This is a genomic window from Streptomyces sp. NPDC018031 (assembly GCF_044327625.1).
GTDB lineage: Bacteria > Actinomycetota > Actinomycetes > Streptomycetales > Streptomycetaceae > Streptomyces.
The window spans coordinates 104888-129973 of record NZ_JBIRFT010000017.1; the positions used below are offsets into that span (position 1 = coordinate 104888).

At 72.8% G+C, this 25086-nt stretch carries 20 protein-coding genes; 5 read left to right on the forward strand and 15 right to left on the reverse strand.

The features are described 5' to 3' along the window. Positions 1 to 348: 348 nt before the first annotated feature. Together ACH4B3_RS28480 and ACH4B3_RS28485 are read right to left on the reverse strand one after the other, a co-directional pair. A complete protein-coding gene (locus ACH4B3_RS28480) occupies positions 349 to 708 on the reverse strand; it encodes a hypothetical protein (protein ID WP_398467546.1) in 360 nt (119 codons plus the stop codon). A 218-nt stretch (positions 709 to 926) separates the two neighbouring features. Next, positions 927 to 1901 carry a heme o synthase gene (locus ACH4B3_RS28485; RefSeq protein ID WP_398467548.1) on the reverse strand — a complete coding sequence of 325 codons (975 nt, stop codon included), beginning with the start codon at positions 1899 to 1901 and terminating at the stop codon, positions 927 to 929. Positions 1902 to 2274: 373 nt separating this feature from the next. On the opposite strand from ACH4B3_RS28485, the gene tkt reads away from it, so the two are divergent. Genes tkt through pgl form a run of 5 tightly spaced genes read left to right on the forward strand, consistent with a single transcriptional unit; the run spans position 2275 to position 8911 of the window. Next, a complete protein-coding gene (gene tkt, locus ACH4B3_RS28490; RefSeq protein WP_398467550.1) occupies positions 2275 to 4353 on the forward strand; it encodes a transketolase in 2079 nt (692 codons plus the stop codon). A gap of 34 nt (positions 4354 to 4387) precedes the next feature. Then, the gene (gene tal, locus ACH4B3_RS28495) at positions 4388 to 5506 is read left to right on the forward strand and encodes a transaldolase (RefSeq protein ID WP_398467552.1); all 1119 of its coding nucleotides are present in this window, start codon (positions 4388 to 4390) and stop codon (positions 5504 to 5506) included. Beyond that, positions 5503 to 7047 carry a glucose-6-phosphate dehydrogenase gene (gene zwf / locus ACH4B3_RS28500; RefSeq protein ID WP_398467554.1) on the forward strand — a complete coding sequence of 515 codons (1545 nt, stop codon included), beginning with the start codon at positions 5503 to 5505 and terminating at the stop codon, positions 7045 to 7047. Before tal ends, zwf begins: the two co-directional genes overlap by 4 nt. Further along, a complete protein-coding gene (opcA, locus tag ACH4B3_RS28505) occupies positions 7044 to 8132 on the forward strand; it encodes a glucose-6-phosphate dehydrogenase assembly protein OpcA (RefSeq protein WP_398467556.1) in 1089 nt (362 codons plus the stop codon). Before zwf ends, opcA begins: the two co-directional genes overlap by 4 nt. Further along, positions 8129 to 8911: a 6-phosphogluconolactonase gene (pgl, locus tag ACH4B3_RS28510; RefSeq protein WP_398467558.1), complete on the forward strand. Its 783-nt coding sequence runs from the start codon at positions 8129 to 8131 to the stop codon at positions 8909 to 8911. The genes opcA and pgl overlap by 4 nt, the downstream gene beginning before the upstream one ends. Positions 8912 to 8999: 88 nt before the next feature. Here pgl and pgi read toward each other — a convergent pair whose 3' ends face one another. The 13 genes from pgi to ACH4B3_RS28575 all read right to left on the reverse strand — a co-directional run bounded on the left by pgi (position 9000) and on the right by ACH4B3_RS28575 (position 24077). Beyond that, entirely contained in the window at positions 9000 to 10652 is a 1653-nt protein-coding gene (gene pgi / locus ACH4B3_RS28515; protein WP_398467626.1) for a glucose-6-phosphate isomerase, read from the reverse strand. A gap of 61 nt (positions 10653 to 10713) precedes the next feature. After that, on the reverse strand, positions 10714 to 12021 hold the full coding sequence (locus ACH4B3_RS28520; protein ID WP_398467560.1) for an MFS transporter: 1308 nt from the start codon (positions 12019 to 12021) through the stop codon (positions 10714 to 10716). 131 nt (positions 12022 to 12152) lie between these two features. Beyond that, positions 12153 to 12488, reverse strand: a complete 336-nt coding sequence (locus tag ACH4B3_RS28525; RefSeq protein ID WP_197988000.1) for an RNA polymerase-binding protein RbpA — start codon at positions 12486 to 12488, stop codon at positions 12153 to 12155. Between the two features lie 163 nt (positions 12489 to 12651). Next, entirely contained in the window at positions 12652 to 12879 is a 228-nt protein-coding gene (gene secG / locus ACH4B3_RS28530; protein WP_398467562.1) for a preprotein translocase subunit SecG, read from the reverse strand. Positions 12880 to 13085: 206 nt separating this feature from the next. Beyond that, the gene (tpiA, locus tag ACH4B3_RS28535; protein WP_398467564.1) at positions 13086 to 13862 is read right to left on the reverse strand and encodes a triose-phosphate isomerase; all 777 of its coding nucleotides are present in this window, start codon (positions 13860 to 13862) and stop codon (positions 13086 to 13088) included. A gap of 5 nt (positions 13863 to 13867) precedes the next feature. Beyond that, complete coding sequence (locus ACH4B3_RS28540; RefSeq protein WP_398467566.1) at positions 13868 to 15070, reverse strand: phosphoglycerate kinase; 1203 nt, start codon at positions 15068 to 15070, stop codon at positions 13868 to 13870. A gap of 126 nt (positions 15071 to 15196) precedes the next feature. Continuing rightward, positions 15197 to 16201: a type I glyceraldehyde-3-phosphate dehydrogenase gene (gene gap, locus ACH4B3_RS28545; protein ID WP_398467567.1), complete on the reverse strand. Its 1005-nt coding sequence runs from the start codon at positions 16199 to 16201 to the stop codon at positions 15197 to 15199. Between the two features lie 748 nt (positions 16202 to 16949). Continuing rightward, entirely contained in the window at positions 16950 to 17939 is a 990-nt protein-coding gene (whiA, locus tag ACH4B3_RS28550; protein WP_398467569.1) for a DNA-binding protein WhiA, read from the reverse strand. Further along, entirely contained in the window at positions 17930 to 18958 is a 1029-nt protein-coding gene (gene yvcK, locus ACH4B3_RS28555) for a uridine diphosphate-N-acetylglucosamine-binding protein YvcK (protein ID WP_398467571.1), read from the reverse strand. Before yvcK ends, whiA begins: the two co-directional genes overlap by 10 nt. Continuing rightward, on the reverse strand, positions 18955 to 19893 hold the full coding sequence (gene rapZ / locus ACH4B3_RS28560; RefSeq protein WP_398467573.1) for an RNase adapter RapZ: 939 nt from the start codon (positions 19891 to 19893) through the stop codon (positions 18955 to 18957). The genes yvcK and rapZ overlap by 4 nt, the downstream gene beginning before the upstream one ends. Continuing rightward, on the reverse strand, positions 19890 to 22052 hold the full coding sequence (gene uvrC, locus ACH4B3_RS28565; RefSeq protein ID WP_398467575.1) for an excinuclease ABC subunit UvrC: 2163 nt from the start codon (positions 22050 to 22052) through the stop codon (positions 19890 to 19892). Before uvrC ends, rapZ begins: the two co-directional genes overlap by 4 nt. 515 nt (positions 22053 to 22567) lie before the next feature. After that, positions 22568 to 23431, reverse strand: a complete 864-nt coding sequence (locus tag ACH4B3_RS28570) for a hypothetical protein (protein WP_398467628.1) — start codon at positions 23429 to 23431, stop codon at positions 22568 to 22570. A 4-nt stretch (positions 23432 to 23435) separates the two neighbouring features. Next, positions 23436 to 24077: a papain-like cysteine protease family protein gene (locus ACH4B3_RS28575; protein WP_398467577.1), complete on the reverse strand. Its 642-nt coding sequence runs from the start codon at positions 24075 to 24077 to the stop codon at positions 23436 to 23438. Between the last annotated feature and the right edge of the window lie 1009 nt (positions 24078 to 25086).

The window sequence follows — 25086 nt, forward strand, 5'->3', positions numbered from 1 at the left end:
GGGGGCCGGGGGCGCCGCGGGGGGGGGCGGGGGGCGGGGCCCCCCCCCCCCCCCCGCCCCCCCGGGCCCCCCCCGGGGGGGGCCCCCCCCCCCCCCCGCCCCCCCCCCCCCCACCCCTGTCCATGACCGGGCACATCCCCCGTCCATAACGGGGCACATCCCCTATTCATGACCGGGCACATCCGCTGTCCATGACCGAGCGGGCGCATCCGTCGGCGCCGCCGGCCGCCCGCGCGTCCGGACGGGTCTCCCCGCCGGGCGGCCGGTGCTCCGCGGACGGTGCCGCCCCGCGCACCCGGGCCGGGCGCGGGACCGCCGCCGCTGGGCCGGAGCGCGGTACCGCCGCCGCTAGTCGTTGGCGGGGCCGCCGATCTGGATGCCGGCCATCCGCGACCACTCGTACCGGCCGGTGCGGACCTTGGCCGCGAGCTCGCCGTCGAACTCGTCGTGGAGCGTGAGGCCGGCGATCTCGGCGGCGCGCCGGGCGGCCTCGTAGGAGGGGGCCACGAGGTTGCCCCACTCTCCGTCGGCGCCGACGAGGGCGATCCGGGTGGTGCCGCGGGCGATGTGCGCGAGCTGGCCCTCCGCGCCGCCGCCGTGGCTGTCGGCGAAGGATGTGATCTGGTGGGCGAGGCGCTTGGCGTGCTTCTCGGCGCGCTTGTCCGCGCCCGCCTGCTGCTCGGGGCCCGCCTGCTGGGTGTCTGCCATACCACCGATGCTACCCGCGAGTAATCGGCGGAGGAAGGGCCGTCCGTGGAGCGGTCCCGGTGACCCGGACAACGTCCCGTCGCGGGCTCCGGGGGCGGCCCCGGTGGCCGCTCGCCCGGTGGGCCCGGAGCGGTCCGCGGGGCCGCGTCAGCCCGGTGACGCCGCGGCGGCCCGGTGCGGCCCGGCGCCGGTCCGGCGGCCGGACGTCGCCGGAGGGGTCAGCGGATGAAGGGGTCCACCGCGACCGCGACGAAGAGCAGCGAGACATAGGTGATGGACCAGTGGAACAGCCGCATCTCCTTGAGCTTCGATCCGGTGATCCCGGCCTTGGCGCGGGCCTGCAGCCCGTGCGCCTCCTTGAGCCAGAACGCGCCCAGCATCGCGGCCACCACGGGGTAGAACCAGCCGGTGTAGCCCAGCGGCCACAGCAGCATCGACACACCCACCATGACCCAGCTGTACGCCACGATCTGCCGGGCCACCACCTTGTTGCCCGCGACGACGGGCAGCATCGGCACGCCCACCCGCTCGTAGTCGTCCTTGACCTTCATCGACAGCGGCCAGTAGTGCGGCGGCGTCCAGAAGAAGATGACGAGGAAGAGGATGAGCGCGGCCCAGGAGACCGAGCCGGTGACCGCGGACCAGCCGATGAAGACCGGCATGCAGCCGGCGATGCCGCCCCAGACGATGTTCTGCGCGGTGCGCCGCTTGAGCCACATCGTGTAGACCACGACGTAGAAGACCAGGGCCCCGAGCGACAGCATCGCGGAGAGCGGGTTGACCAGGACCCAGAACCAGACGGTGGACCCGACGGCGAGCGCGGAGGCGAACACCAGGCACTCGCGCGGGCTGACCATGCCGGTGACCAGCGGCCGCTGGGACGTGCGGTCCATCAGCGCGTCGATGTCCCGGTCGATGTACATGTTGAACGCGCCGGCGCCGCCGGCGGACAGGTAGCCGCCGACGCAGGTGGCGAGGACCAGCCACAGGTCGGGCACGCCCTCCGCCGCCAGGAACATCACCGGGACCGTCGTCATCAGCAGCAGCTCGATGACCCGGGGCTTGGTGAGTGCCACGAACGCCTTGACACGGGCCCCGAACGGACGGTGACCGGAACTCGCAGCGAGCTCCCCCGTGGCCCTTCGGGCATGGGCGGTACTCCCACCCGCAGGACGGGAATCGACGGCCGTCACGCACACCCCTGGTAGAAGCAGCAGAACCAGCAAGCACCGGACATGAAACTCCGGTAAAGACTTGCGCGTACCACGCCACTCTAGACGTAGCGGGTACTCGGCCCGTCGCGGGGGTCGGTCGTGTTGACCTCCCCCGGCCGCGGTGACTGAGCGCTCGCTCGACCCGCCGCCCGGGAGGCGGGGACCGGCGGGGCCCGGCAGTCTGGGAGTGGGGTCCGCGGTGCCCGGGAATGCGGACGTCAGGGGCTTCGTTGCCTGAGGCAGCGGGTGTCGCGGCCGTAAAAATGACCTTTCTCCCAGCCGGTAGGCTCAGCCGCGCCGGTGTACACATCGTCACCGACATTCGACATGTGGAGAGGAGCCCTGACTCAGGGTGAGCACCAAGCCGACCACAACAGACCTCGAGTGGACCGAACTGGACCAGCGGGCCGTCGATACCGTCCGCGTCCTGGCCATGGATTCCGTACAGAAGGTCGGTAACGGCCACCCTGGCACGGCCATGAGCCTCGCTCCCGCCGCCTACCTGCTCTTCCAGAAGCTGATGCGGCACGACCCGTCGGACGCCGGCTGGGCCGGACGCGACCGGTTCGTCCTGTCTCCGGGGCACACCAGCCTGACCCTCTACATCCAGCTGTACCTGTCCGGGTACGGCCTGGAGCTGGACGACCTGAAGTCGTTCCGCACCTGGGGCAGCCTGACCCCCGGCCACCCCGAGCACGGCCACACCGTGGGTGTCGAGACCACCACCGGCCCGCTGGGCCAGGGCGTCGCCAACGCCGTGGGCATGGCGATGGCGGCCCGCTACGAGCGCGGCCTGTTCGACCCGGAGGCCCCGGCCGGCTCCTCGCCCTTCGACCACACCATCTGGGCCATCGTCTCCGACGGCGACCTGGAGGAGGGTGTCTCGGCCGAGGCGTCCTCGCTGGCGGGCCACCAGAAGCTGGGGAACATCGTCGCGCTCTACGACGACAACCACATCTCCATCGAGGGCGACACCGCGACCGCGCTCTCCGAGGACGTGCTCCAGCGGTACGAGGCGTACGGCTGGCACGTCCAGCGCGTGGAGCAGAGCGGGAACGGGGACTTCGACGTCCACGCCCTGTACGCGGCGCTGAAGGCGGCGCAGGAGGAGACCGAGCGTCCCTCCATCATCGCCGCGCGCACCATCATCGCCTGGCCCGCCCCCAACGCGCAGAACACCGAGGCCTCGCACGGCTCGGCGCTCGGCGAGGACGAGGTCGCGGCGACCAAGCGGGTGCTGGGCTTCGACCCCGAGCAGCACTTCCAGGTCGAGGACGAGGTCCTGCGGCACGCCCGCGCGGTGCTCGACCGGGGCCGTGACGCGCGCGCCGCCTGGGACAAGCGGATCAAGGAGTGGCGGAACAGCCTGCCCGAGCGGGCCGCCGAGTTCGACCGGATCACCGCCGGCGACCTGCCCGAGGGCTGGGCCGAGGTGCTGCCGGTCTTCGAGCCGGGCAAGGACGTCGCCACCCGCAAGGCGTCCGGCCAGGTGCTCAAGGCGCTGGGCGGGGTGCTCCCGGAACTGTGGGGCGGTTCGGCCGACCTCGCCGGTTCCAACAACACCACCATCGACCCCGGCTCGTCCTTCCTCCCGGCGGACAACCCGCTGCCGGAGGCCGACCCGTACGGCCGCACCATCCACTTCGGCATCCGCGAGCACGCCATGGGTTCGACCATGAACGGCATCGCGCTGCACGGCAACACCCGGATCTACGGCGGCACCTTCCTGGTGTTCTCCGACTACATGCGTCCGGCCGTGCGGCTGGCCGCGCTGATGAAGCTGCCGGTCACCTACGTGTGGACGCACGACTCCATCGGCCTCGGCGAGGACGGCCCGACCCACCAGCCGGTGGAGCACCTGGCCGCGCTCCGCGCCATCCCCGGGCTCAACATCGTCCGGCCCGCCGACGCCAACGAGACCGCGATCGCCTGGCGCGAGATCGTCCGCCGGCACAACGACCGGCCCGCTCCGCACGGCATCGCGCTGACCCGCCAGAACGTGCCCACCTACGAGCCGAACGAGGACGCCGCCAAGGGCGGTTACGTCCTGCTGGAGGCCGAGGGCGGCGAGCCGCGGGTGGTGCTGATCGCCACCGGCTCCGAGGTGCAGCTGGCCGTCGAGGCCCGGGAGCGGCTGCAGGCCGAGGGCGTCCCGGCCCGCGTGGTCTCGATGCCGTCGGTCGAGTGGTTCGAGGAGCAGGACCAGGAGTACCGCGACAGCGTGCTGCCGCCGGCCGTGCGCGCCCGGGTCGCGGTCGAGGCCGGGATCGGCCTGACCTGGCACCGGTACGTGGGCGACGCGGGCCGCATCGTGTCGCTGGAGCACTTCGGGGCAAGCGCCGACTACAAGGTGCTGTTCCGCGAGTTCGGGCTCACCGCCGACGCGGTGGCACAGGCCGCCCGGGAATCCCTCGCCGCCACCGGGCGCTGACGCTCGTAGAGACCAAGTAGGAGATGCAACTTTCATGACAGACGCACTCAAGCGCCTTTCCGACGAGGGCGTCGCGATCTGGCTCGACGACCTGTCGCGCAAGCGGATCACCTCGGGCAACCTGGCCGAGCTGATCGACCAGAGCCACGTCGTGGGCGTCACCACCAACCCGTCGATCTTCCAGAAGGCGATCTCGGGCGGTGACGGTTACGAGCAGCAGGTGCGGGACCTCGCGGTGCGCGGCGTGACCGTCGAGGAAGCCGTCCGCATGATCACCACGTCGGACGTGCGGGACGCGGCGGACATCCTGCGGCCGGTGTTCGACGCCACCGGCGGCCAGGACGGCCGGGTGTCCATCGAGGTGGACCCGCGCCTGGCGCACAACACCGAGGCGACCATCGCCGAGGCCAAGCAGCTCGCCTGGCTGGTGGACCGGCCGAACACCTTCATCAAGATCCCGGCGACCCGGGCCGGCCTCCCGGCGATCACCGAGGTGATCGGCCTGGGCATCAGCGTCAACGTCACGCTGATCTTCTCCCTGGAGCGCTACCGCGAGGTGATGGCCGCCTACCTCGCCGGCCTGGAGAAGGCGAAGGCCGCGGGCCTGGACCTGTCGAAGATCCGTTCCGTGGCGTCGTTCTTCGTCTCCCGGGTGGACACCGAGATCGACAAGCGGCTGGAGAAGCTCGGCGGCGACGAGGCGAAGGCGCTGCGCGGCAAGGCCGCCCTGGCCAACGCCCGGCTGGCGTACCAGGCGTACGAGGAGGTGTTCGGCTCGGACCGCTGGGCCGCGCTGGACAAGGCGGGCGCGCACAAGCAGCGTCCCCTGTGGGCCTCGACCGGGGTCAAGGACCCCGCGTACAAGGACACCCTCTACGTCGACGAGCTGGTCGCGCCCGGCACGGTCAACACCATGCCGGAGGCCACCCTGGAGGCCACCGCGGCGCGCGGTGAGATCACCGGTGACACCGTGCGCGGCCGCTACCAGGAGGCGCAGGCCGACCTGGACGCGCTGGCGGAGCTGGGGATCTCCTACGACGAGGTCGTCCAGCTGCTGGAGGACGAGGGCGTGGAGAAGTTCGAGGCGTCCTGGACCGACCTGCTGACGTCCACCGAGGCGGAGCTCAAGCGCCTCGCCCCTTCGGAGGCATGACCTTGACCTCTTCGTCCACGAGCGGTGACAACCCGCTTCGTGACGCCCAGGACCGGCGGCTCCCGCGCATCGCGGGGCCGTCGGGCCTGGTGATCTTCGGCGTCACGGGCGATTTGTCACGCAAAAAGCTGATGCCTGCCGTGTACGACCTGGCCAACCGCGGCCTGCTGCCGCCGGGCTTCTCGCTCGTCGGCTTCGCCCGCCGCGACTGGGAGCACGAGGACTTCGCCCAGGTCGTCCACGACGCGGTCAAGGAACACGCGCGCACCCCGTTCCGCGAGGAGGTGTGGCAGCAGCTCGCCGAGGGCTTCCGGTTCGTCCCCGGCGAGTTCTCCGACGACGAGGCCTTCGCCACCCTGAAGGCCACCATCGAGGACCTGGACAAGGCGCGCGGCACCGGCGGCAACTTCGCGTTCTACCTCTCGGTGCCGCCGAAGTTCTTCCCCACCGTCGTCCAGCAGCTCAAGAAGCACGGGCTGTCGGACGCCCCGGCGGACTCCTGGCGGCGTGCCGTCATCGAGAAGCCGTTCGGCCACGACCTGGCCAGCGCCCAGGAGCTCAACCAGGTCGTGCACCAGGTCTTCCGGCCCAGCGACGTGTTCCGCATCGACCACTACCTGGGCAAGGAGACGGTCCAGAACATCCTGGCGCTCCGGTTCGCCAACACCATGTTCGAGCCGCTGTGGAACCGGTCGTACGTGGACCACGTGCAGATCACCATGGCCGAGGACATCGGCATCGGCGGCCGGGCCGGCTACTACGACGGCATCGGCGCCGCCCGTGACGTCATCCAGAACCACCTGCTCCAGCTGCTCGCCCTGACCGCCATGGAGGAGCCCGCCTCCTTCGACGCCAAGGCGCTGGTCACCGAGAAGCTGAAGGTCCTCAAGGCGGTCAAGCTGCCGCAGGAGCTGGGGCTGCACACCGTGCGCGGTCAGTACGCGCACGGCTGGCAGGGCGGCGAGGAGGTCCTCGGCTACCTGGAGGAGGAGGGCATCGACCCCAACTCCAAGACCGACACCTACGCCGCGGTCAAGCTGGAGATCGACAACCGCCGCTGGGCGGGCGTCCCGTTCTACCTGCGGACCGGCAAGCGGCTGGGCCGCCGGGTCACCGAGATCGCCGTCGTCTTCCAGCGCGCCCCGTACTCCCCCTTCGACGCCACCGACACCCAGGAGCTGGGGCAGAACGCCCTGGTCATCCGGGTGCAGCCGGACGAGGGCGTGACCATCCGGTTCGGCTCCAAGGTGCCCGGCACCTCGATGGAGATCCGGGACGTCACGATGGACTTCGCCTACGGCGAGTCCTTCACCGAGTCCAGCCCCGAGGCCTACGAGCGGCTGCTGCTGGACGTCCTGCTCGGCGACGCCAACCTCTTCCCCCGCCACCAGGAGGTGGAGGAGTCCTGGCGGATCCTCGACCCCATCGAGGAGTACTGGGACAGCCACGGCAGGCCCGAGCAGTACACCGCCGGCACCTGGGGCCCGGGCGCGGCGGACGAGATGCTCGCACGAGACGGACGGAGCTGGCGCCGGCCATGAACATCGATCTCACGGACACCACGTCCAGCCAGATCAACGCGGCCCTGGTCAAGGCGCGCCGGGCGACCGGGTCCCCGGCCGTCGGCATGGTGCTCACCCTGGTCATCGTCACCGACGAGGGCAACCACTACGACGCGCTGAAGGCCGCCAACGAGGCGTCCAAGGAGCACCCCTCCCGGATCCTCGTCGTCATCAAGCGCCCGGGCCGCTCGCCGCGGGACCGCAAGATCGCGCGGTTGGACGCCGAGGTGCGGGTGGGCGGCGAGACCGGCACCGGCGAAACGGTACTGCTGCGCCTCCACGGCGAGCTGGCCAACCACGCCCAGTCGGTGGTCCTGCCGCTGCTGCTGCCGGACGCACCGGTCGTGGTGTGGTGGCCGGAGGACGCCCCGGACCACCCGAGCGAGGACCTGCTCGGGCAGCTCGCGGCGCGCCGGATCACCGATGCCCAGGCCACCGAGGACCCGGTCGCCACCCTCGGTCTGCGGGCCGCCACCTACACGCCCGGCGACACCGACCTGGCCTGGACCCGGATCACCCCGTGGCGCAGCGTGCTGGCCGCCGCCCTGGACCAGAAGCACTCGGCCATCCTCTCCGCGGTGGTGGAGGGCGAGGCGTACAACCCGAGCAGCGAGCTGCTCGCCCTCTGGCTCGCCGACCGGCTCCGGGTGCCGGTGGAGCGCCAGGTCTCCGAGGGTCCCGGGCTGACCGCGGTGCGGCTGCGCACCGAGGACGGCACCATCTGCCTGGACCGGGCCAACGGCTCGCTGGCCGAGCTCGCCATGCCCAACCAGCCGGACCGCCATGTCGCGCTGCACCGGCGGGAGACCTCCGAGCTGATCGCGGAGGAGCTGCGCCGGCTCGACCCGGACGAGACCTACGCGTCCGCGGTGAAGTTCGGCGTCGGTTCGCTCGACCGGAGCGCGGAGGCGCCGGACAAGCGGTCCGCCGACACCGCCCCGACGGCCGACGACGCCCCGGCCCCGGACGCCTCCCCGGACTCCGCCTCCGGCGGCGCGTCCGGCCCGGCCAAGGGAGCCCCGGCGAAGAAGTCCGCCACGGGCAAGAAGGCGGCCGCCAAGTGACCCCTCCGCAGGTGGTGGTCCACCGGGACAAGGAGCTGATGGCCCAGGCCGCGGCGGCCCGGCTGATCACGAAGATCGTGGACGCCCAGTCCGCGCGGGGTGCCGCCTCGGTGGTGCTCACCGGCGGGCGCAACGGCAACGGCCTGCTGGCCGCGCTGGCGGCGGCACCCGCCCGGGACGCGGTGGACTGGTCCCGGCTCGACCTGTGGTGGGGCGACGAGCGGTTCCTGCCCGCGGGGCACCCGGACCGCAACCACACCCAGGCCCGGGAGGCGCTGCTGGACGCGGTGCCGGTGGATCCCGCGCGGGTGCATCCGATGCCCGCCTCCGACGGGGCGTTCACCGGTGACGTGGAGGCCGCGGCCGAGGCGTACGCCGCCGAACTCGCGGCAGCGACCGGACCGGAGAACCACGGCCGGGTGCCGTCCTTCGACGTGCTGCTGCTCGGGGTCGGACCGGACACCCATGTGGCGTCGCTCTTCCCCGAGCTGCCCGCCGTACGGGAGACCGAACGGACCGCGGTCGGGGTGCGCGGTGCGCCGAAACCGCCGCCCACCCGGATCTCGCTGACCCTGCCCGCCATCCGTGCCGCCCGCGAGGTGTGGCTGCTGGCGGCGGGCGAGGACAAGGCGAAGGCGGTGACCATCGCGCTGTCCGGGGCCGGGGAGATCCAGGCGCCGGCGGCGGGCGCCCGGGGCCGTTCCCGGACGCTGTGGCTGCTCGACCGGGCCGCCGCGGCCGGTCTGCCGCGCGGTATGTACCCGCCCGCCTCGCCCTGACCCGGGCACCTGCCGGAGCCCCGCGGACCGTCCCGGTCCGCGGGGCTCCGGCCGTCCGGCCCGGGGCGGGCCCGGCGGCCGGGGCGGGTCAGCGGCCGCGCAGCCGGCGGTAGGTGGCGACCAGCGCGGTGGTGGAGGCGTCCAGGCCGGGGACCGCCGCCCCCTCGGTGAGCGCGGGTTCGACCCGCTTGGCGAGCACCTTGCCCAGCTCGACGCCCCACTGGTCGAAGGAGTCGATGTTCCACACGGCACCCTGGACGAACACCTTGTGCTCGTAGAGCGCGATGAGCTGGCCGAGCACCGAGGGGCTCAGCTCCGCGGCCAGGATCGTCGTCGTCGGGCGGTTGCCGTGGAACGTGCGGTGCGGAACCAGCTCGGCGGGCACGCCCTCGGCCGCCACCTCTTCCGCGGTCTTGCCGAAGGCCAGCGCCTGCCCCTGCGCGAAGAGGTTGGCCATCAGCAGGTCGTGCTGGTCGGCGAGCTGCGGCAGCAGCCCGGGCACCGGCCTGGCGAAGCCGATCAGATCCGCGGGGACCAGCTTGGTGCCCTGGTGGAGCAGCTGGTAGTAGGCGTGCTGGCCGTTGGTGCCCGGGGTGCCCCAGACCACCGGGCCGGTCTGCCAGGTCACCGGGTTCCCCTGCCGGTCCACCGACTTGCCGTTGGACTCCATGTCGAGCTGCTGGAGGTAGGCGGTGAACTTCGACAGGTAGTGGCTGTAGGGCAGGACCGCGTGGGACTGCGCGTCGTGGAAGTTGTCGTACCAGATCCCGAGCAGGCCCATCAGGAGCGGGGCGTTCTCCTCCGGCGGTGCGGTGCGGAAGTGCTCGTCCACCTCGTGGAAGCCCGCGAGCATCTCCCGGAAGCCGTCCGGACCGATGGCGAGCATCAGCGACAGGCCGATCGCGGAGTCGTAGGAGTAGCGGCCGCCGACCCAGTCCCAGAACTCGAACATGTTGGCCGTGTCGATGCCGAACTCGGCGACCTTCTCGGCGTTGGTGGACAGCGCCACGAAGTGCTTGGCGACCGCCTCGGGACCCGCGCCCAGCCCGTTCAGCAGCCATTCCCTGGCCGACGTGGCGTTGGTGACGGTCTCGATGGTGGTGAAGGTCTTGGACGCCACGACGAACAGCGTCTCGGCGGGGTCCAGGTCCCGCACCGCCTCGTGCAGATCGGCGCCGTCGACGTTGGACACGAAGCGGAAGTCCAGGTCGCGGGTGGTGTAGGCGCGCAACGCCTCGTAGGCCATGGCGGGGCCCAGGTCGGAGCCGCCGATACCGATGTTGACGATGCTCCGGATGGGCCTGCCGGTGTGGCCGGTCCACTGCCCGGAACGGATCTTGTCGGTGAACACGGTCATCTTGGCGAGGACCGCGTGCACCTCGGGCACCACGTCCTTGCCGTCGGTCTTGACGACCGCGGACCGGGGCGCGCGCAGGGCGGTGTGCAGCACCGCGCGGTCCTCGGTGGTGTTGATCCGCTCGCCGCGGAACATCGCGTCGCGCAGCGCGGCCACCCCGGTGGCGCCGGCGAGCTCCCGCAGCAGCCGCAGCGTCTCGTCCGTCACCAGGTGCTTGGAGTAGTCCAGATGGAGGTCACCGACCCGGAGGGAGTACCGGTCCGCGCGGTCGGGGTCGTCGGCGAACAGGTCGCGCAGATGGATGTCGCCGAGCTCCTGACGGTGCTTGGCCAGCGCGTGCCACTGCGGCAACTGGTCCAGCCTGCTGCGGCTTTCTGCGTTCATCTCGGACATCAGCCCACTTCGTCTCGTGCCTGCAACCCCGCCGGCCTCAACCTTAAGGCCGTCAGGCGGCCGGTCGCTTCCCGGCGGGCCCCTCCCCGGGCCGGGGTGCGGGCACCGGTCCCGAGGGCTCGGTCAGGGCGGGCAGCACCGCGATGACGCCGAGCAGCATCAGCAGCGCGCAGAACAGGGCGGGCGCCGCGGACCCCCAGGCGTCCGCGAGCACTCCGCCGAGCAGCGCGCCGAGCGGCGCGCCGGCGACGCCGAGGGTGCGGAACGCCGCGCTCACCCGGCCCAGGGTCCGCGCCGGGCTGCGCTGCTGCATCATCGTCACCACGGTGACGTTCCAGATCATCCCGGCGCATCCGAAGACCCCGAGGGCGGTGGCGGCCACCGGCAGGCTGCGCACCGTGCCGAGCGCGGTCAACGCCGCGACCTGGACCGTTCCGCACAACAGCAGCGCGCGGGCCTGCCCCAGCCGGTCCGCCGCCCGGGCCGCGACCACCCCGCCGAGCACGCTGCCCACGCCGTAGCCGGTGATGACGGCCGCGTACCCCGGCTCGCCGGCCCCCAGGTGGCCGGTGACCAGCAGTACCAGGGTGGCGATGAGCGCGCCGATGCCGGTGTTGCACAGCAGCGTGGAGACCCCCAGCGACCTGAGCACCCGGTCCCGCCACAGCGTGCGCAGGCCGGTCGTCAGGTCGCCGCGGAGGGTGCGCGGGGCGGGCTCCGGCGCCGGGTGCTCCGGCGGCGCGACGCGGAGCGAGGCCACCAGGGCGGCGGCGATCAGATAGCTGGCCGCGTCGGCGGCGTACGGCACGGCGACGCCCAGCCCCAGCAGCACCGGCACCAGCGGGGCGGCGACGAACCGGCCCATCACCTCCTGACCGGTCATCAGCCGGGCGTTCGCCCGGCCCAGCGCGTCGGCCGCCACCACGGACGGCAGCAGGGCGGTGGCGGCGTTGTCGAAGACGGTCTGCAGGGTGGTGAGCGCGAAGGCGAGCGCCAGCAGCAGCCCGATCGACGCCCGGTCCTGCCAGACGGCGACGGCGAACGCGGCCATCAGCAGCCCCCGCGCGGCGTCCACCGTCCACATCGCCCGGCGCTGGTCCACCCGGTCCGCGACGGCGCCGCCGAGGAGTCCGAACAGCAGCCAGGGCAGGAATCCGCAGGCCGTCACCAGGGACACCAGCACCGGTGAGTCGGTGAGCGAGACGGCGAGCAGCGGGAGTGCGGCCCCGCGCAGCGCGTCCCCGAACCGGGAGACCACCGCCGCCGACCACAGCCGCACGAAGCCCCCGCCGCCGGCCCCGGGGAGGTCCGGCGCACCGGGCCGCGCCGTCGCTGCGGCCTGCTCCCGCGGCGTGGTCATGTGGGGCCCCCTGCCGGTCCGGTGATCAACGTCCCGGGAACCGTAGACCCCACCACTGACAGCGGCCCGTCCGCGCACCCTCGATCGGGGTGCCCGGGCGGGCCGCTGTCATCGCTTGCTCGGGTGATCCGTCAGATCTCGCCGCGGAGCTTGGCGAGAGCCTCGGCGAGAATCGCCTCGCCGTCGGCGTCGCTACGCCGCTCCCGTACATACGCCAGGTGCGTCTTGTAGGGCTCGGTGCGCGGCGCAGCCGGCGGGTTCTCCCGGTCCTTGCCGGCCGGGAGGCCGCAGCGGGGGCAGTCCCAAGTGTCCGGGATCTGCGCGTCGCTGGCGAAGCTCGGCTGAGTCTCGTGCTCGTTCGAGCACCAGAAGGAAATGCGGAGGCGCGGTGCTGATTCGCCTCGCTCCGCCTCTCCCATCGGCCCCGCTCCGACCCGACTTCCTCGGATCGCGTTGCCACTTGCCACGGTCGTAACTCCCTGCGTGATGGTGCCGCGAAGCGTCGAGAGCAGCTCCGCTGCGGGCGCCCCAGTCTACGTAAGGCCCAACGCGCGTCCAGTGCAGGAGTGACAACCCCCGCCGCTGAGGACGCCGCCCCCATGATAGGCCGCGTCTACGACGGTACGTCAGTTAATCGAGCTTCATGAGCAGACCGAGTACCACAATGCAGGCAAACCACAGCAGACCGATCACAATCGTGATCCGGTCCAGGTTGCGCTCCGCGACCGAGGAGCCACCCACGGAGGACTGCATGCCGCCACCGAACATGTCGGACAGGCCTCCGCCCTTCCCCTTGTGCATGAGCACCAGCATCATCAACAGAACGCTGAAGACGATGAGGGCGATCGAGAACCCCATGACCACGGCTGGACCAACTCTCTCGGGTGCAAGAACCTAGGAAAATCTGCCTGAGCAAATCCGAACGATAACGTCGGGGCCGGGCGCCGCGCGATTGCGCTGGTCCCGGCCCCGACAGGGTACGACGGCAGGTGCCCGTCGTCATAGCCACCGGCCGCCGGCGGGCCCGCGGTGCGCCGCGGGGCCGGCGGGCCGGCGGGCGGCCCTTACTGGTCCGCGAACCTGACGATCTTGACGAACTCGTCCGCGTCCAGGGCGGCACCGCCGACGAGCGCGCCGTCGACGTCCGGCTGGGCCATGATCGCCGCGACGTTGCCGGCCTTCACCGAGCCGCCGTACTGGATCCGGACCCTGTCCGCGAGCTCCTGGCCGTAGAGCTCGGCGAGCCGGCCGCGGATCGCCCCGCACACCTCCTGGGCGTCCTCGGGCGTGGCGACCTCGCCGGTGCCGATCGCCCACACCGGCTCGTACGCGATCACGATGGTCTCGGCGTGCTCCGCCGGGACGCCGGCGAGCGCGCCGTCGACCTGGGCCAGGGTGTGCGCGACCTGGTTGCCGGCCTTGCGGACCTCCAGGCCCTCGCCCACGCAGAGGATCGGGGTGAGGCCGTGCCGGTACGCCGCCTTCACCTTGGCGTTGCACAGCTCGTCGGTCTCACCGTGGTACTGCCGCCGCTCGGAGTGCCCGACGGTGACATAGGTGCACTTCAGCTTGGCGAGCATCGCCCCGGAGACCTCACCGGTGTAGGCCCCGCTGTCGTGCGCGGAGAGGTCCTGGGCACCGTACTTGATCTTCAGTTTGTCGCCGTCGACCAGCGTCTGCACCGAACGCAGGTCGGTGAAGGGCGGCAGGACCGCGACCTCGACGGCCTCGTAGTCCTTGTCGGCGAGGGCGAAGGCGAGCTTCTGGACGTGCGCGATGGCCTCGAGGTGGTTGAGGTTCATCTTCCAGTTGCCCGCCATCAGGGGGAAACGGTCACTCACTGTGTTCAGTCCTCCAGTGCGGCAAGGCCGGGGAGGGTCTTGCCCTCAAGGTATTCCAGGCTGGCTCCGCCACCGGTCGAGATGTGGCCGAAAGCAGTCTCGTCGAAGCCGAGCGTACGCACGGCGGCCGCCGAGTCACCACCACCGACGACGGTGAACGCGGGGCTGTCGATCAGGGCCTGCGCGACCGCCTTGGTGCCGTCCGCGTAGTCCGGGTGCTCGAAGACGCCCATGGGGCCGTTCCAGAAGACGGTGGCCGCGTCCGCGAGCTTGGCGGCGTACAGCTTCCGGGTCTCCGGGCCGATGTCCAGCCCTTCCCGGTCGGCCGGGATGGCGTCGGCCGGCACGGTCTCCGGGTTCGCCGGCGCCTTGGTCTTCAGGTCCGGGAACTCGGAGGCGACCAGCGCGTCGACCGGGAGCACGAACTCCACGCCGCGCTCCTTGGCCCGGGCCAGGTACTCGGTGACCGCCGGGATCTGGTCCTCCTGCAGCAGGGAGGTGCCGACCTCGTGGCCGAGGGCCTTGAGGAAGGTGTAGCCCATGCCGCCTCCGATGAGGATCCGGTCGGCCTTCTCCAGCAGGTGGTCGATGACCCCCAGCTTGTCCGAGACCTTCGCGCCGCCGAGCACCACGGCGTACGGCCGCTCGACGTTCTCGGTGAGCTTCCTCAGCACCCCGAGCTCGGCGGCGATCAGGTCGCCGACGGCGTGCGGCAGCCGGGCCGGAAGGTCGTAGACGGAGGCGTGCCTGCGGTGCACCGCGCCGAAGCCGTCCCCGACGTAGAGGTCGGCCAGCTCGGCGAGCCGGTCGGCGAAGGCGCCGCGCTCGGCGTCGTCCTTGCTGGTCTCACCGGGGTTGAAGCGGAGGTTCTCCAGCAGCGTGACCTCGCCGTCGCCGAGAGCGGCGACGGTGGCCTTCGCGCTGTCCCCCACCGTGTCGGTCGCGAACGCGACCGGCCTGCCGATGATCTCGCCGAGCCGCTTGGCGGCCGGGGCGAGGGAGAACCGCGGGTCCGGCGCGCCCTTCGGCCGGCCCAGGTGCGAGGCGACGATCACCTTGGCGCCGGCCTCCGCCAGCTTGGTGATGGTCGGCGCGACGGCACGGATCCGGCCGTCGTCGGTGATGGTGTCGCCGTCCAGCGGCACGTTGAGGTCGGCGCGGACGAAGACCCGCCGCCCGGCGACCTCGAGGTCGTCGATCGTCTTCATGAAGTGGACTCCTTAGGTCGAGACAAGCGACGGGGCCCGTGCGGCGCGCTGTGCGCGCTGCCCGAGCCCCGTCGCTCACATCGAATTGCCGCTCAGTCTCTGCTCAAGTCCGGTGCGGAACCAAATTCAGAGCCGGCCGCCGACGAAGGTGGTCAGGTCGACCAGGCGGTTGGAGTAGCCCCACTCGTTGTCGTACCAGCCGACGACCTTGACCTGCTTGCCCTGCGCCATGGTCAGCGAGGCGTCGAAGGTGCAGGAGGCCGGCCAGTTGACGATGTCGGACGAGACGATCGCGTCCTCGGTGTACTCGAGGATGCCCTTCAACTGGCCCTCGGCGGCCTTCTGGAAGGCGTTGTTGACGTCTTCCTTGGTGACCTCGCGGTCGAGCTCCAGAACGAGGTCGGTCACGGAGCCGGTGGGCACCGGCACCCGCATCGCGATGCCGTCCAGCTTGCCCTTGAGCTGCGGGAGGACCAGGGCGGTCGCCTTGGCGGCACCCGTCGAGGTCGGAATGATGTTCTGCGCGGCGGCGCGGGCCCGGCGCAGGTCGCTGTGCGGGAAGTCCAGGATGCGCTGGTCGTTGGTGTAGGCGTGGACGGTGGTCATCATGCCCTTGGCGATGCCGAAGCTCTCGTCGAGGACCTTGGCCATCGGCGCCACACAGTTGGTGGTGCAGGAGGCGTTGGAGATGACGTGGTGGTTGGCCGCGTCGTACTGGTCCTGGTTGACGCCCATGACGATGGTGATGTCCTCGCCCTTGGCGGGGGCGGAGATCAGGACCTTCTTGGCACCGGCGGCCAGGTGCTTCGCCGCGTCCTCGCGCTTGGTGAAGATGCCGGTGGACTCGACGACGATGTCGGCGCCCAGGTCGGCCCAGGGAAGGTTCGCCGGGTCGCGCTCGGCGAGGGTCTTGAAGGTCTGGTTGCCGACGGTGATGGTGTCGTCGGTGTGGCTGACCTCGTACTTCAGGCGACCGAGGATGGTGTCGTACTTCAGCAGGTGGACCAGGGTGGCGTTGTCGGTCAGGTCGTTGACACCGACGATCTCGATGTCCGCACCCTGCTCCAGGAGCGCGCGGAAGTAGTTACGTCCGATACGGCCGAAGCCGTTGATGCCTACGCGGATCGTCACGAACCGATCTCCTCGTTGGTGTGCCGGTCTGGACACCGGCGGGCTGTTTGGGTTGTCCCCGACCGCCTCCGACCCTACCGCCTGGAAGAGACGTACGTGGCATTGGCGGCAGCGAAGCCACATGCCTCCGGCAAGGTCGCAAATCGGTGCGCCGGCCCGCTCATTTGTGCCTGTTTCCCGGTGTCGATCAGTGCACCGGTCCGCTCATCTGTGCGGGTTTCAAGATGCAAATAAGTGCGCCGGTCCGCTCATCTGTTGCGGCACCGTGGAGGGTGTGCCGAGGACCGCGCCGGAGGCCGGTGCACGGCCGGCGGACGATCGTGCCGGGGGCGCGACGACCCGCCGGACGGGCTCCGCGACGGACGGCCGGCGGCCCCCGCGAAGGCGGGCGCGGTGGCGCGGGGCTCGCGACGGGACGGCGGATGTTCCTGACCGGCGGGCACGGACGGCGCCCGCACCGGACGGCCTCCGCGGCGGAACGCCCGACGGCCCCGGGACGGCGGGCTCGGTGGAACGGGGCTCGGCCGGGACGGCGGTCGCGCCGGGCGGCACACCGGACGGCGCTCTCGGCGGGGCGGCGGCCGAGGCGCCCCAGGGCGGAGGTGGTCGCGGCGGGGCGGCGGAGGACGGCCGGGGCGGAGCGGGCCGCCGGCCAGGCCGCGCGGCTGTCGCCACGGGCCGGCGGCAGCGGCGGCACGTCCGGGCCGGGCCGTGCCCGGGCCGGACGGACGGATGGGGGCGGGGCCGGTCAGCCCACCATGCCGTCGGCCATCTCCTCGGTGAGGTTGGACTCGGTGCCCGGGATGCCCAGGTCCTGGGCCCGCTTGTCGGCCATCGCCAGCAGCCGGCGGATCCGCCCGGCCACCGCGTCCTTGGTCAGCGGCGGGTCGGCGAGGGCGCCCAGTTCCTCCAGGGACGCCTGCTTGTGCTCCATGCGCAGCCGGCCGGCCGCCGCCAGGTGCTCGGGCACCTCGTCGCCGAGGATCTCCAGCGCGCGCTGCACCCGGGCGCCGGCGGCGACCGCCGCCCGCGCCGAGCGGCGGAGGTTGGCGTCGTCGAAGTTGGCCAGCCGGTTGGCGGTGGCGCGCACCTCGCGGCGCATCCGCCGCTCCTCCCAGGCCAGCACCGACTCATGGGCGCCGAGCCGGGTCAACAGCGCGCCGATCGCGTCACCGTCCCGGACGACGACCCGGTCCACGCCGCGCACCTCGCGCGCCTTGGCCGCGATCTGCAGCCGGCGCGCCGCGCCGACCAGCGCCAGGGCGGCCTCGGGCCCCGGGCAGGTCACCTCCAGTGACGAGGAGCGGCCCGGTTCGGTGAGCGAGCCGTGCGCGAGGAAGGCGCCGCGCCAGGCCGCCTCGGCGTCGCAGGTGGCCCCCGAGACCACCTGCGGCGGCAGCCCCCGGATGGGGCGGCCCCGGCCGTCGACGAGCCCGGTCTGGCGTGCCAGCTGGTCGCCCCCGGCCACCACCCGCACCACGTACCGGCTGCCCCGGCGCAGCCCGCCCGGGGCCATCACCACCAGATCGGAGCTGTGGCCGAAGATCTCCAGGATGTCCTTGCGGACCCGCCGGGCGGCGATCCCGGTGTCCAGCTCCGCCTCGATCACGATGCGCCCGCTGACGAGGTGCAGTCCGCCCGCGAACCTGAGGATCGCCGAGACCTCCGCCTTCCGGCAGCAGGTCCGGGTGACGGGAAGCCGGGAGATTTCGTCCTTCACCGCTGGCGTCATCGCCATGGGCCGATCCTTCCATGCATCCGAAAAATACGGTCGTACGCGGCCGCCAGCAGCTCCGGGTCATGCCGGGGAGCCCCGTCGGGCGCCGCCACGGGGGCCAGCTCGACCGTCGCGCCCAGCCGCTTGGCGGCGTCGCACAGACTGCTCCGGTCGGGCACGGCGGCCGCGTCGGCCAGCACCACGTCGAAGGCGAGTTTAGGGGCGTGTCGGGCCAAAACCTCCAAATGACGCTGCGGGGAGAAGCCTTCGGTTTCCCCCGGTTGCGGCGCCAGGTTGAGTGACAGCACCCGGCGAGCCTTGGTCTCGGTGAGCGCGTCGAGCAGTTCCGGCACGAGCAGGTGCGGGATCACCGACGAGAACCAGGAGCCCGGGCCGAGCACCACCCAGTCCGCGTCCAGCACCGCGGCGACCGCCTCCGGGACGGCGGGCGGATCCTCCGGGACCAGGTGCACCGACTGCACCTCGCCCGGGGTCAGCGCGACGGTGGCCTGGCCGCGGACGGTGCCGACCTGCTCGGGGTGGTCCGGGTCATGGCCGCGCACCAGCGCCTGCAGTTCCAGCGGCACCGCCGACATCGGCAGCACCCGGCCGTGCGCGCCGAGCAGCCGGCCGACCCATTCCAGGGCCTTGACGTGGTCGCCGAGCTGCTCCCACAGCGCGACGATGAGCAGGTTGCCGACCGCGTGGCCGTGCAGGTCGCCCTCGCTGGCGAAGCGGTGCTGGATGACCCGGGCCCAGGTCTGGCCCCAGTCGTCGTCACCGCACAGCGCGGCCAGCGCCTTGCGCAGGTCCCCCGGCGGCAGCACCCCGAGCTCGTCGCGGAGCCGGCCGCTGGAACCGCCGTCGTCGGCGACGGTGACGACGGCGGTCAGGTCACCGGTGATCCGGCGCAGCGCGGCGAGCGAGGCCGACAGGCCCATGCCGCCGCCGAGCGCGACGACCTTGGGCTGCGTGGCCCGGCCGGTGCGGCCGCCGACGAGCCGTCGCAGGCGCCGGGTGCGGATGGGCGGATGGCTCACTCGCGCCCCATGTCACGGTGGACGACGACGGTCTCCACCCCTTCGGCGGCGAGCCGCGCGGCGAGCCGCTCGGACATCGCGACGCTGCGGTGCTTGCCGCCGGTGCAGCCCACCGCGATCGTCACGTAGCGCTTGCCCTCGCGGCGGTAGCCGGTGGCGATGAGCTGGAGCAGCTCCGAGTAGCGGTCGAGGAACTCCTTGGCGCCGGGCTGGTTGAAGACGTAGCCGGACACCTCCTCGTTGAGCCCGGTGAACGGCCGCAGCTCGGGCACCCAGTGCGGGTTGGGCAGGAAGCGGCAGTCCACCACCAGGTCGGCGTCGACGGGCAGCCCGTACTTGTAGCCGAAGGACATCACCGTGGCGCGCAGCTCCGGCTCCTCCTCGCCCGCGAACTGGGCGTCCATCTTCGCGCGCAGCTCGTGCACGTTGAGACTGGAGGTGTCGATCACCAGGTCGGCGTCGCCGCGCAGCTCGCGCAGGAGGTCCCGCTCGGCCTCGATGCCGTCGACGATCCGGCCGTCGCCCTGCAGCGGATGGGGCCGGCGCACCGACTCGAAGCGCCGCACCAGGGCGTCGTCGGACGCCTCCAGGAACAGCACCCGGCGCTTGACGTTCTTGGCCTCCAGGTCGGCGAGGGACTCGCGGAGGTTGTCGAAGAAGCGGCGGCCCCGGACGTCCACGACCACGGCGATCCGGGCCACGTTGCCCTGCGAGCGGGCGCCGAGGTCCACCATGGTGGGGATCAGCGCGGGCGGCAGGTTGTCGACCACGAACCAGCCGAGGTCCTCCAGGCACTTGGCGGCGGTACTGCGGCCCGCGCCGGACATGCCGGAAATGATCACCAGTTCGGGGATGGCCGCGGTGTCCGACGCCTCCGTCGTGCCCGTACTCACCTGTGCTCCGTCTCCGTCGATCGCGTGCTCGTTGCTCTTCATGTGTCCGTCCCCCGTGTCCCCGGCGGCACCGCGGTGACGGCGCCGTCGTCCTCAATGATCTCTCCTGTGGCGGTGTTCACCGCCGGAGCGGCCGGAGCCGCCTCCGCGAGGGCCGCGGCCACCGTCTCGGCGGTCTTCCGGCCGATCCCCGGCACCTCGCAGATCTCCTCGATGGTCGCCGCCCGGAGCCGCTTGAGCGAGCCGAAGTGCTTCAGCAGCGCCTGGCGGCGGCTGCCGCCCAGCCCGGGCACCGCGTCCAGCGGGCCCGCCTTCATCGACTTGCCGCGCTTGCTGCGCTGGTAGGCGATGGCGAAGCGGTGCGCCTCGTCCCGCACCCGCTGGAGCAGGTAGAGGCCCTCACTGGTGCGCGGCAGCACCACCGGGTCGGTCTCGCCGGGCAGCCAGACCTCCTCCAGCCGCTTGGCCAGCCCGCAGACCGCGACGTCGTCGACGCCCAGCTCCTCCAGGGCCCGCCGGGCGGCGGCGACCTGCGGCGCGCCGCCGTCCACCACCACCAGCTGGGGCGGGTAGGCGAACCTCCTGGGCCGGCCGTCCTCGCCGACCGGGCCGCCCGCCGGGCCGGCGTCCTCCCCGGCCGGGTCGCCGGTCGGGGACCCGGCCGGCGACCCGGCCGGGGACCCGTCGTGCCCCACCGCCACGACGGGTACCGCGCCGGGCGGCTCCTCCTCCTGCCACTCCCCGGTCTTCTGCTTCTCCTGCAGGTACCGGCGGAAGCGGCGGCTGACGACCTCGTGCATGGAGCGGACGTCGTCCTGGCCGGTGCCGTGCCACACCTGGGTGTCCCCGACCCGGCCCTTGATCTGGAAGCGCCGGTACTCGCTCTTTCGGGGCAGCCCGTCCTCGAAGACCACCATGGACGCCACCACGTCGTCACCCTGCAGGTGCGAGATGTCGAAGCACTCGATGCGCAGCGGCGCCGAGTCCAGGTCCAGGGCGGCGGCGATCTCCTCCAGGGCCCGCGACCGGGTGGTCAGGTCGGAGGCCCGCTTGGTCTTGTGCAGCGCCAGCGCCTGCTGGGCGTTGCGCTGGACCGTCGCCATCAGGTCCTTCTTGTCGCCGCGCTGCGGTATGCGCAGGTCCACGCGGGCGCCACGGCGGGCGGTGAGCCACTCGACGATGGGTTCCAGCGGGTCCGGCAGGGCCGGGACCAGGACCTCCTTCGGCACGCCGCCACGGCCGCCGGCCTCTCCGGCGTCGCCCAGTTCCTCACCGTAGAGCTGCTGCAGCGCGTGCTCGACCAGCCCGGCGGCGTCCACCGCCTCGACCTTGTCGGTGACCCAGCCGCGCTGTCCGCGGACCCGGCCGCCGCGCACGTGGAAGATCTGCACGGCGGCTTCCAGCTCGTCGTCGGCGAGCGCGATCAGGTCGGCGTCGGTGGCGTCGGCGAGCACCACCGCGTTCTTCTCCATGGCGCGTTTGAGCGCCCCGATGTCGTCGCGCAGCCGGGCCGCCCGCTCGTACTCCATCTCCTCGGCGGCCTCCTGCATGCGCTGTTCCAGGCGGCGCAGGTAGGCCCCGGTGCGCCCGGCCATGAAGTCGCAGAAGTCCTCGGCGAGTTCGCGGTGCTCCTCGGGGCTGACCCGGCCGACGCAGGGCGCCGAGCACTTGCCGATGTAGCCGAGCAGGCAGGGGCGGCCGATCTGGGCGGAGCGCTTGAACACCCCGGCCGAGCAGGTGCGGACCGGGAAGACACGCAGCATCAGGTCGACGGTCTCGCGGATCGCCCAGGCGTGGGCGTACGGGCCGAAGTAGCGCACGCCCTTCTTCTTGGGGCCGCGCATGACCTGGACGCGCGGGAACTCCTCGCCCATCGTGACGGCGAGCGACGGGTAGCTCTTGTCGTCGCGGTACTTGACGTTGAACCGCGGGTCGAACTCCTTGATCCAGGAGTATTCGAGCTGCAGCGCCTCGACCTCGGTGGAGACCACGGTCCACTCCACCGACGCCGCGGTGGTCACCATGGTGCGGGTGCGCGGATGGAGGTTCGCCACGTCCTGGAAGTACGAGGAGAGCCGCTGACGGAGGCTCTTCGCCTTTCCTACGTAGATCACCCGGCGGTGTTCGTCGCGGAACTTGTAGACCCCGGGCGAGTCGGGGATCTGTCCCGGCTTGGGTCGGTAGCTGCTGGGGTCGGCCATGGTCACCACCCTACTGGCGGGCGATGACAGTACGGCCCCGGAACGGTCCCGGGACGGCTCCCGGGGTTTCCGGGACCGCTCCCGGGGTTCCCGGGGCTTTCGGGGCCTCCCGGGGCCTTCCTCGGACCCGCGGTGGGGGCCGACCGGCGTGGCCGGGGTCCGGCGTCCGGAGGACGGACGCCGGACCGGGCGGGACGCCCCGAGGGGGCGGACCGGCGGGCTCGGGGGCGTCCGGCAGGGGCCGGCCGCCCCCGGGGCCCGGTGCCGCCGCACCGGGGACGCCGGGCCGGGACGTCGCGGCCGGCCCGCTGCCCGTGACGTGCGGCGGGGCCGCTCCCGGGGCCAGAGCGGGAGCCGCTCCCGCGGGCGGGGCCGGGGCCGCTCCCGAGGCCCCTGTGTGGCCTGCTGCCATGGGCGCCGGGCCGCGGCAGCAGGCCGGTGGCACCGGGCCCGGTGCCCGGCGGGCGCGCCGTCAGCTGTCCGTCGGCCGCCGGGCGCTCAGCGCGTCCCCCCGGTCACGCGCGGTCGCCCGCACTCCTGCGCCGGGCGCGCAGTACGGCCACGCCGCCCAGCGCGAGGGCGGCGAGCGCCCCGGCGCCCGCGACGGCGGGGACGCCGGCCGGCGGCCCGTCACCGGTGCCCGCCGCCCCGGCCCGCGCCGGAGCCCCGCCGTCCGGCTCCGGGCCGGTCTCCTCGCCGTAGCCGCCGGCCTTCCCCTTGGCCGCGTAGGGCGAGCCCGGGAGCTTGTCGCCGTAGGCCCGGCGCACCCGCTCGTGGTAGGCGCGCACCGTGGTACCGCCGGCGCCGATGGCACGGGTGGCGTCGGGGTCGAGCGGCATCACCCGGTCGCCGCGCTGGACGTACCAGGCGTCGATCTGCGGCTCCCGGAAGACCGTGCCGCCCTTGAGCTTCCTGGTGCCCTGGGCCGCGTAGCGCGACTCGTCGGCGCCGGTGGCGATGTTGACCACCTGCCAGGCCCCGCCCTGCCGGACGGACCACACCGACGCCTCCTGCCCGTCGGAGGCGACCGCCTTGCTGGCGCAGAACTCCAGCTCCGCGATGGGCGTCCGGGCGAGCGCCGCGCCCCGCGGGACGGCCACGAACGCCGGCGAGAGGGTGTACACCGGCACCGTGGCGCCCTCGATGCGCGGCGCGGCGGCACTCCTGCTCACCGCGCCGTCCCGGGAGAAGAACCGGGAGAGCGTGTCGAGGGTGGCGGGCGCGGCCGCGGCGTCGTGCGCGGCGGTGACCTCCGCGGCGGCCGGGGCCTCGGGGGTGACCGGGGCGTCGGCGGCGGACGCGGCGGGTGCGGCGAGGACGGCCAGGGCGGTGAGGCAGGCACCCGCGGCGGCCGCACGGGCGGCGTGGACGAAGGTCATGGCGTCACGCACCGATCCGGTAGAGCGAGTGGGTCCAGGAGAATTCGGCGTTGTTCACGTACCAGTTGTGCGAGGCCCAGTTGTAGCGGTAGTTGTCGGGCCACGGGTCCCCCCAGTAGACCCAGCTGCTGGCGGTGTCGTAGCCGTAGAGCAGGTGCATGTGGCCGCCGCCGGAGGACCACTGGATGCGGGTCTCTATCGGGCGGTTGGCGTTGATCTCGTTCTGCACGGTGCTGTAGTTGAGCCAGCCGTTGACGTACGAGCCGGGGCTGATGCCGGCCCAGCGCAGGGCGGTCTGGACGTTGGCGAGGGTGGCCTGGTTGTTGGGGCAGTCGCTGCCCTGGGCCCGGTTGAACGCGGCGTTGCAGAACTGGTTCTGGCTGTAGTTCCGGCCGTACCAGGTGGCCACGGTGTTGCCGGCGGCGGCCCAGCACCAGTTGCTCTTCTGCTGCGCCTGCATGGTGATGTCGAGCCGGTACGCGCCGGCCGCGGCGCTCGCCGCCTGCCGGGTCCCGGTGTCGTCGGAGCCGGGACCGGCCGCGCTCGCGGTGGTCGTCGGCAGGGCGAGCAGGGCCGCGGCGACGGCGGCGGCCAGGGCGGCGCGTCTGCCGCCCGGCCGGCGGGGGGTTCGTGAAGCGAAACGCATGGCGTTCCTCCCGTGACAGGGGGGTGAAGTGGGGGAGGTGGAGGAGCGCGTCCGGACGCTGGGCAGGAGCATCCGATGTTGTCGGAGACAGGTCAACACGCTTCCATGCGGGAGGACATCCGGATGTGAACGAACGCGATCGGCTGTGAACGAGATGCGCCCGGACCGGGCTGTTCAGCGCCCTTCGGAGCGCGCCACCGACGCGGACCGGTCGTGAACATTCACATCAGGACCGGGTAGCGCGGGGCGGCACCCGGACGAGGCCGCCGCCGGCTCAGCCGCCGAGGCGGAAGCCGGCCCGCGCGCTGCGCACCGGCCCCTTCCGCCCGGCGCTGTGGGCTGCCTTCCCGCCGGCGCTGCGGGCCGCCCTGGCCGCGCGCGGTCGGGCACCGCACCGGGTCCGTACCGGTCGGCGCAGCGCGGCACCACAGCCGAGGTGGAACCGGCCCGCTCGCACCGGCCCCTTCCCCCGGCGCTGTGGGCCGCCTTCCCGCCGGCGCTGCGGGCCGCCCTGGCCGCGCGCGGTCGGGCACCGCACCGGGTCCGTACCGGTCGGCCCAGCGCGGCACCACGGTCGGCGTCAGCGGCCACGGCCACGGGCAGCACGGCGCCCGGCGGCCTGGGCGCGCCGCGTCACTGGGTGCGGTGCGGGCGCTGGAAGAGGCGCCGGAGCTGCCGCCCAGGGCACCGGCCCGCCCCCTGGACCCGGACAAGCTCCGAGAGCGCCCGGAGCGCCCACCGGCTTCTTCGTACCGCTCTCTGATGACGAGGCCGGCACCCGCCAAGGGCTCCTCGCCGCACTGGAGGTGCCCACCGGCACCGGGCCGCACACCGTCGGTGGGGGCACCTGGAGCGGGTGCGAGCGGGCCCGGGCCGGGAACTGCGGGACCGTGAGGCCCGGCATGGGGCGCGGGCAGGCCCGGGCCGGGAATGCGGGGCCATGACCGCCCGGCGTGGGGCGCGGGCGGGCCCAGGTCAGGAACTGCCGGGCCATGAGGCCCGGCATGGG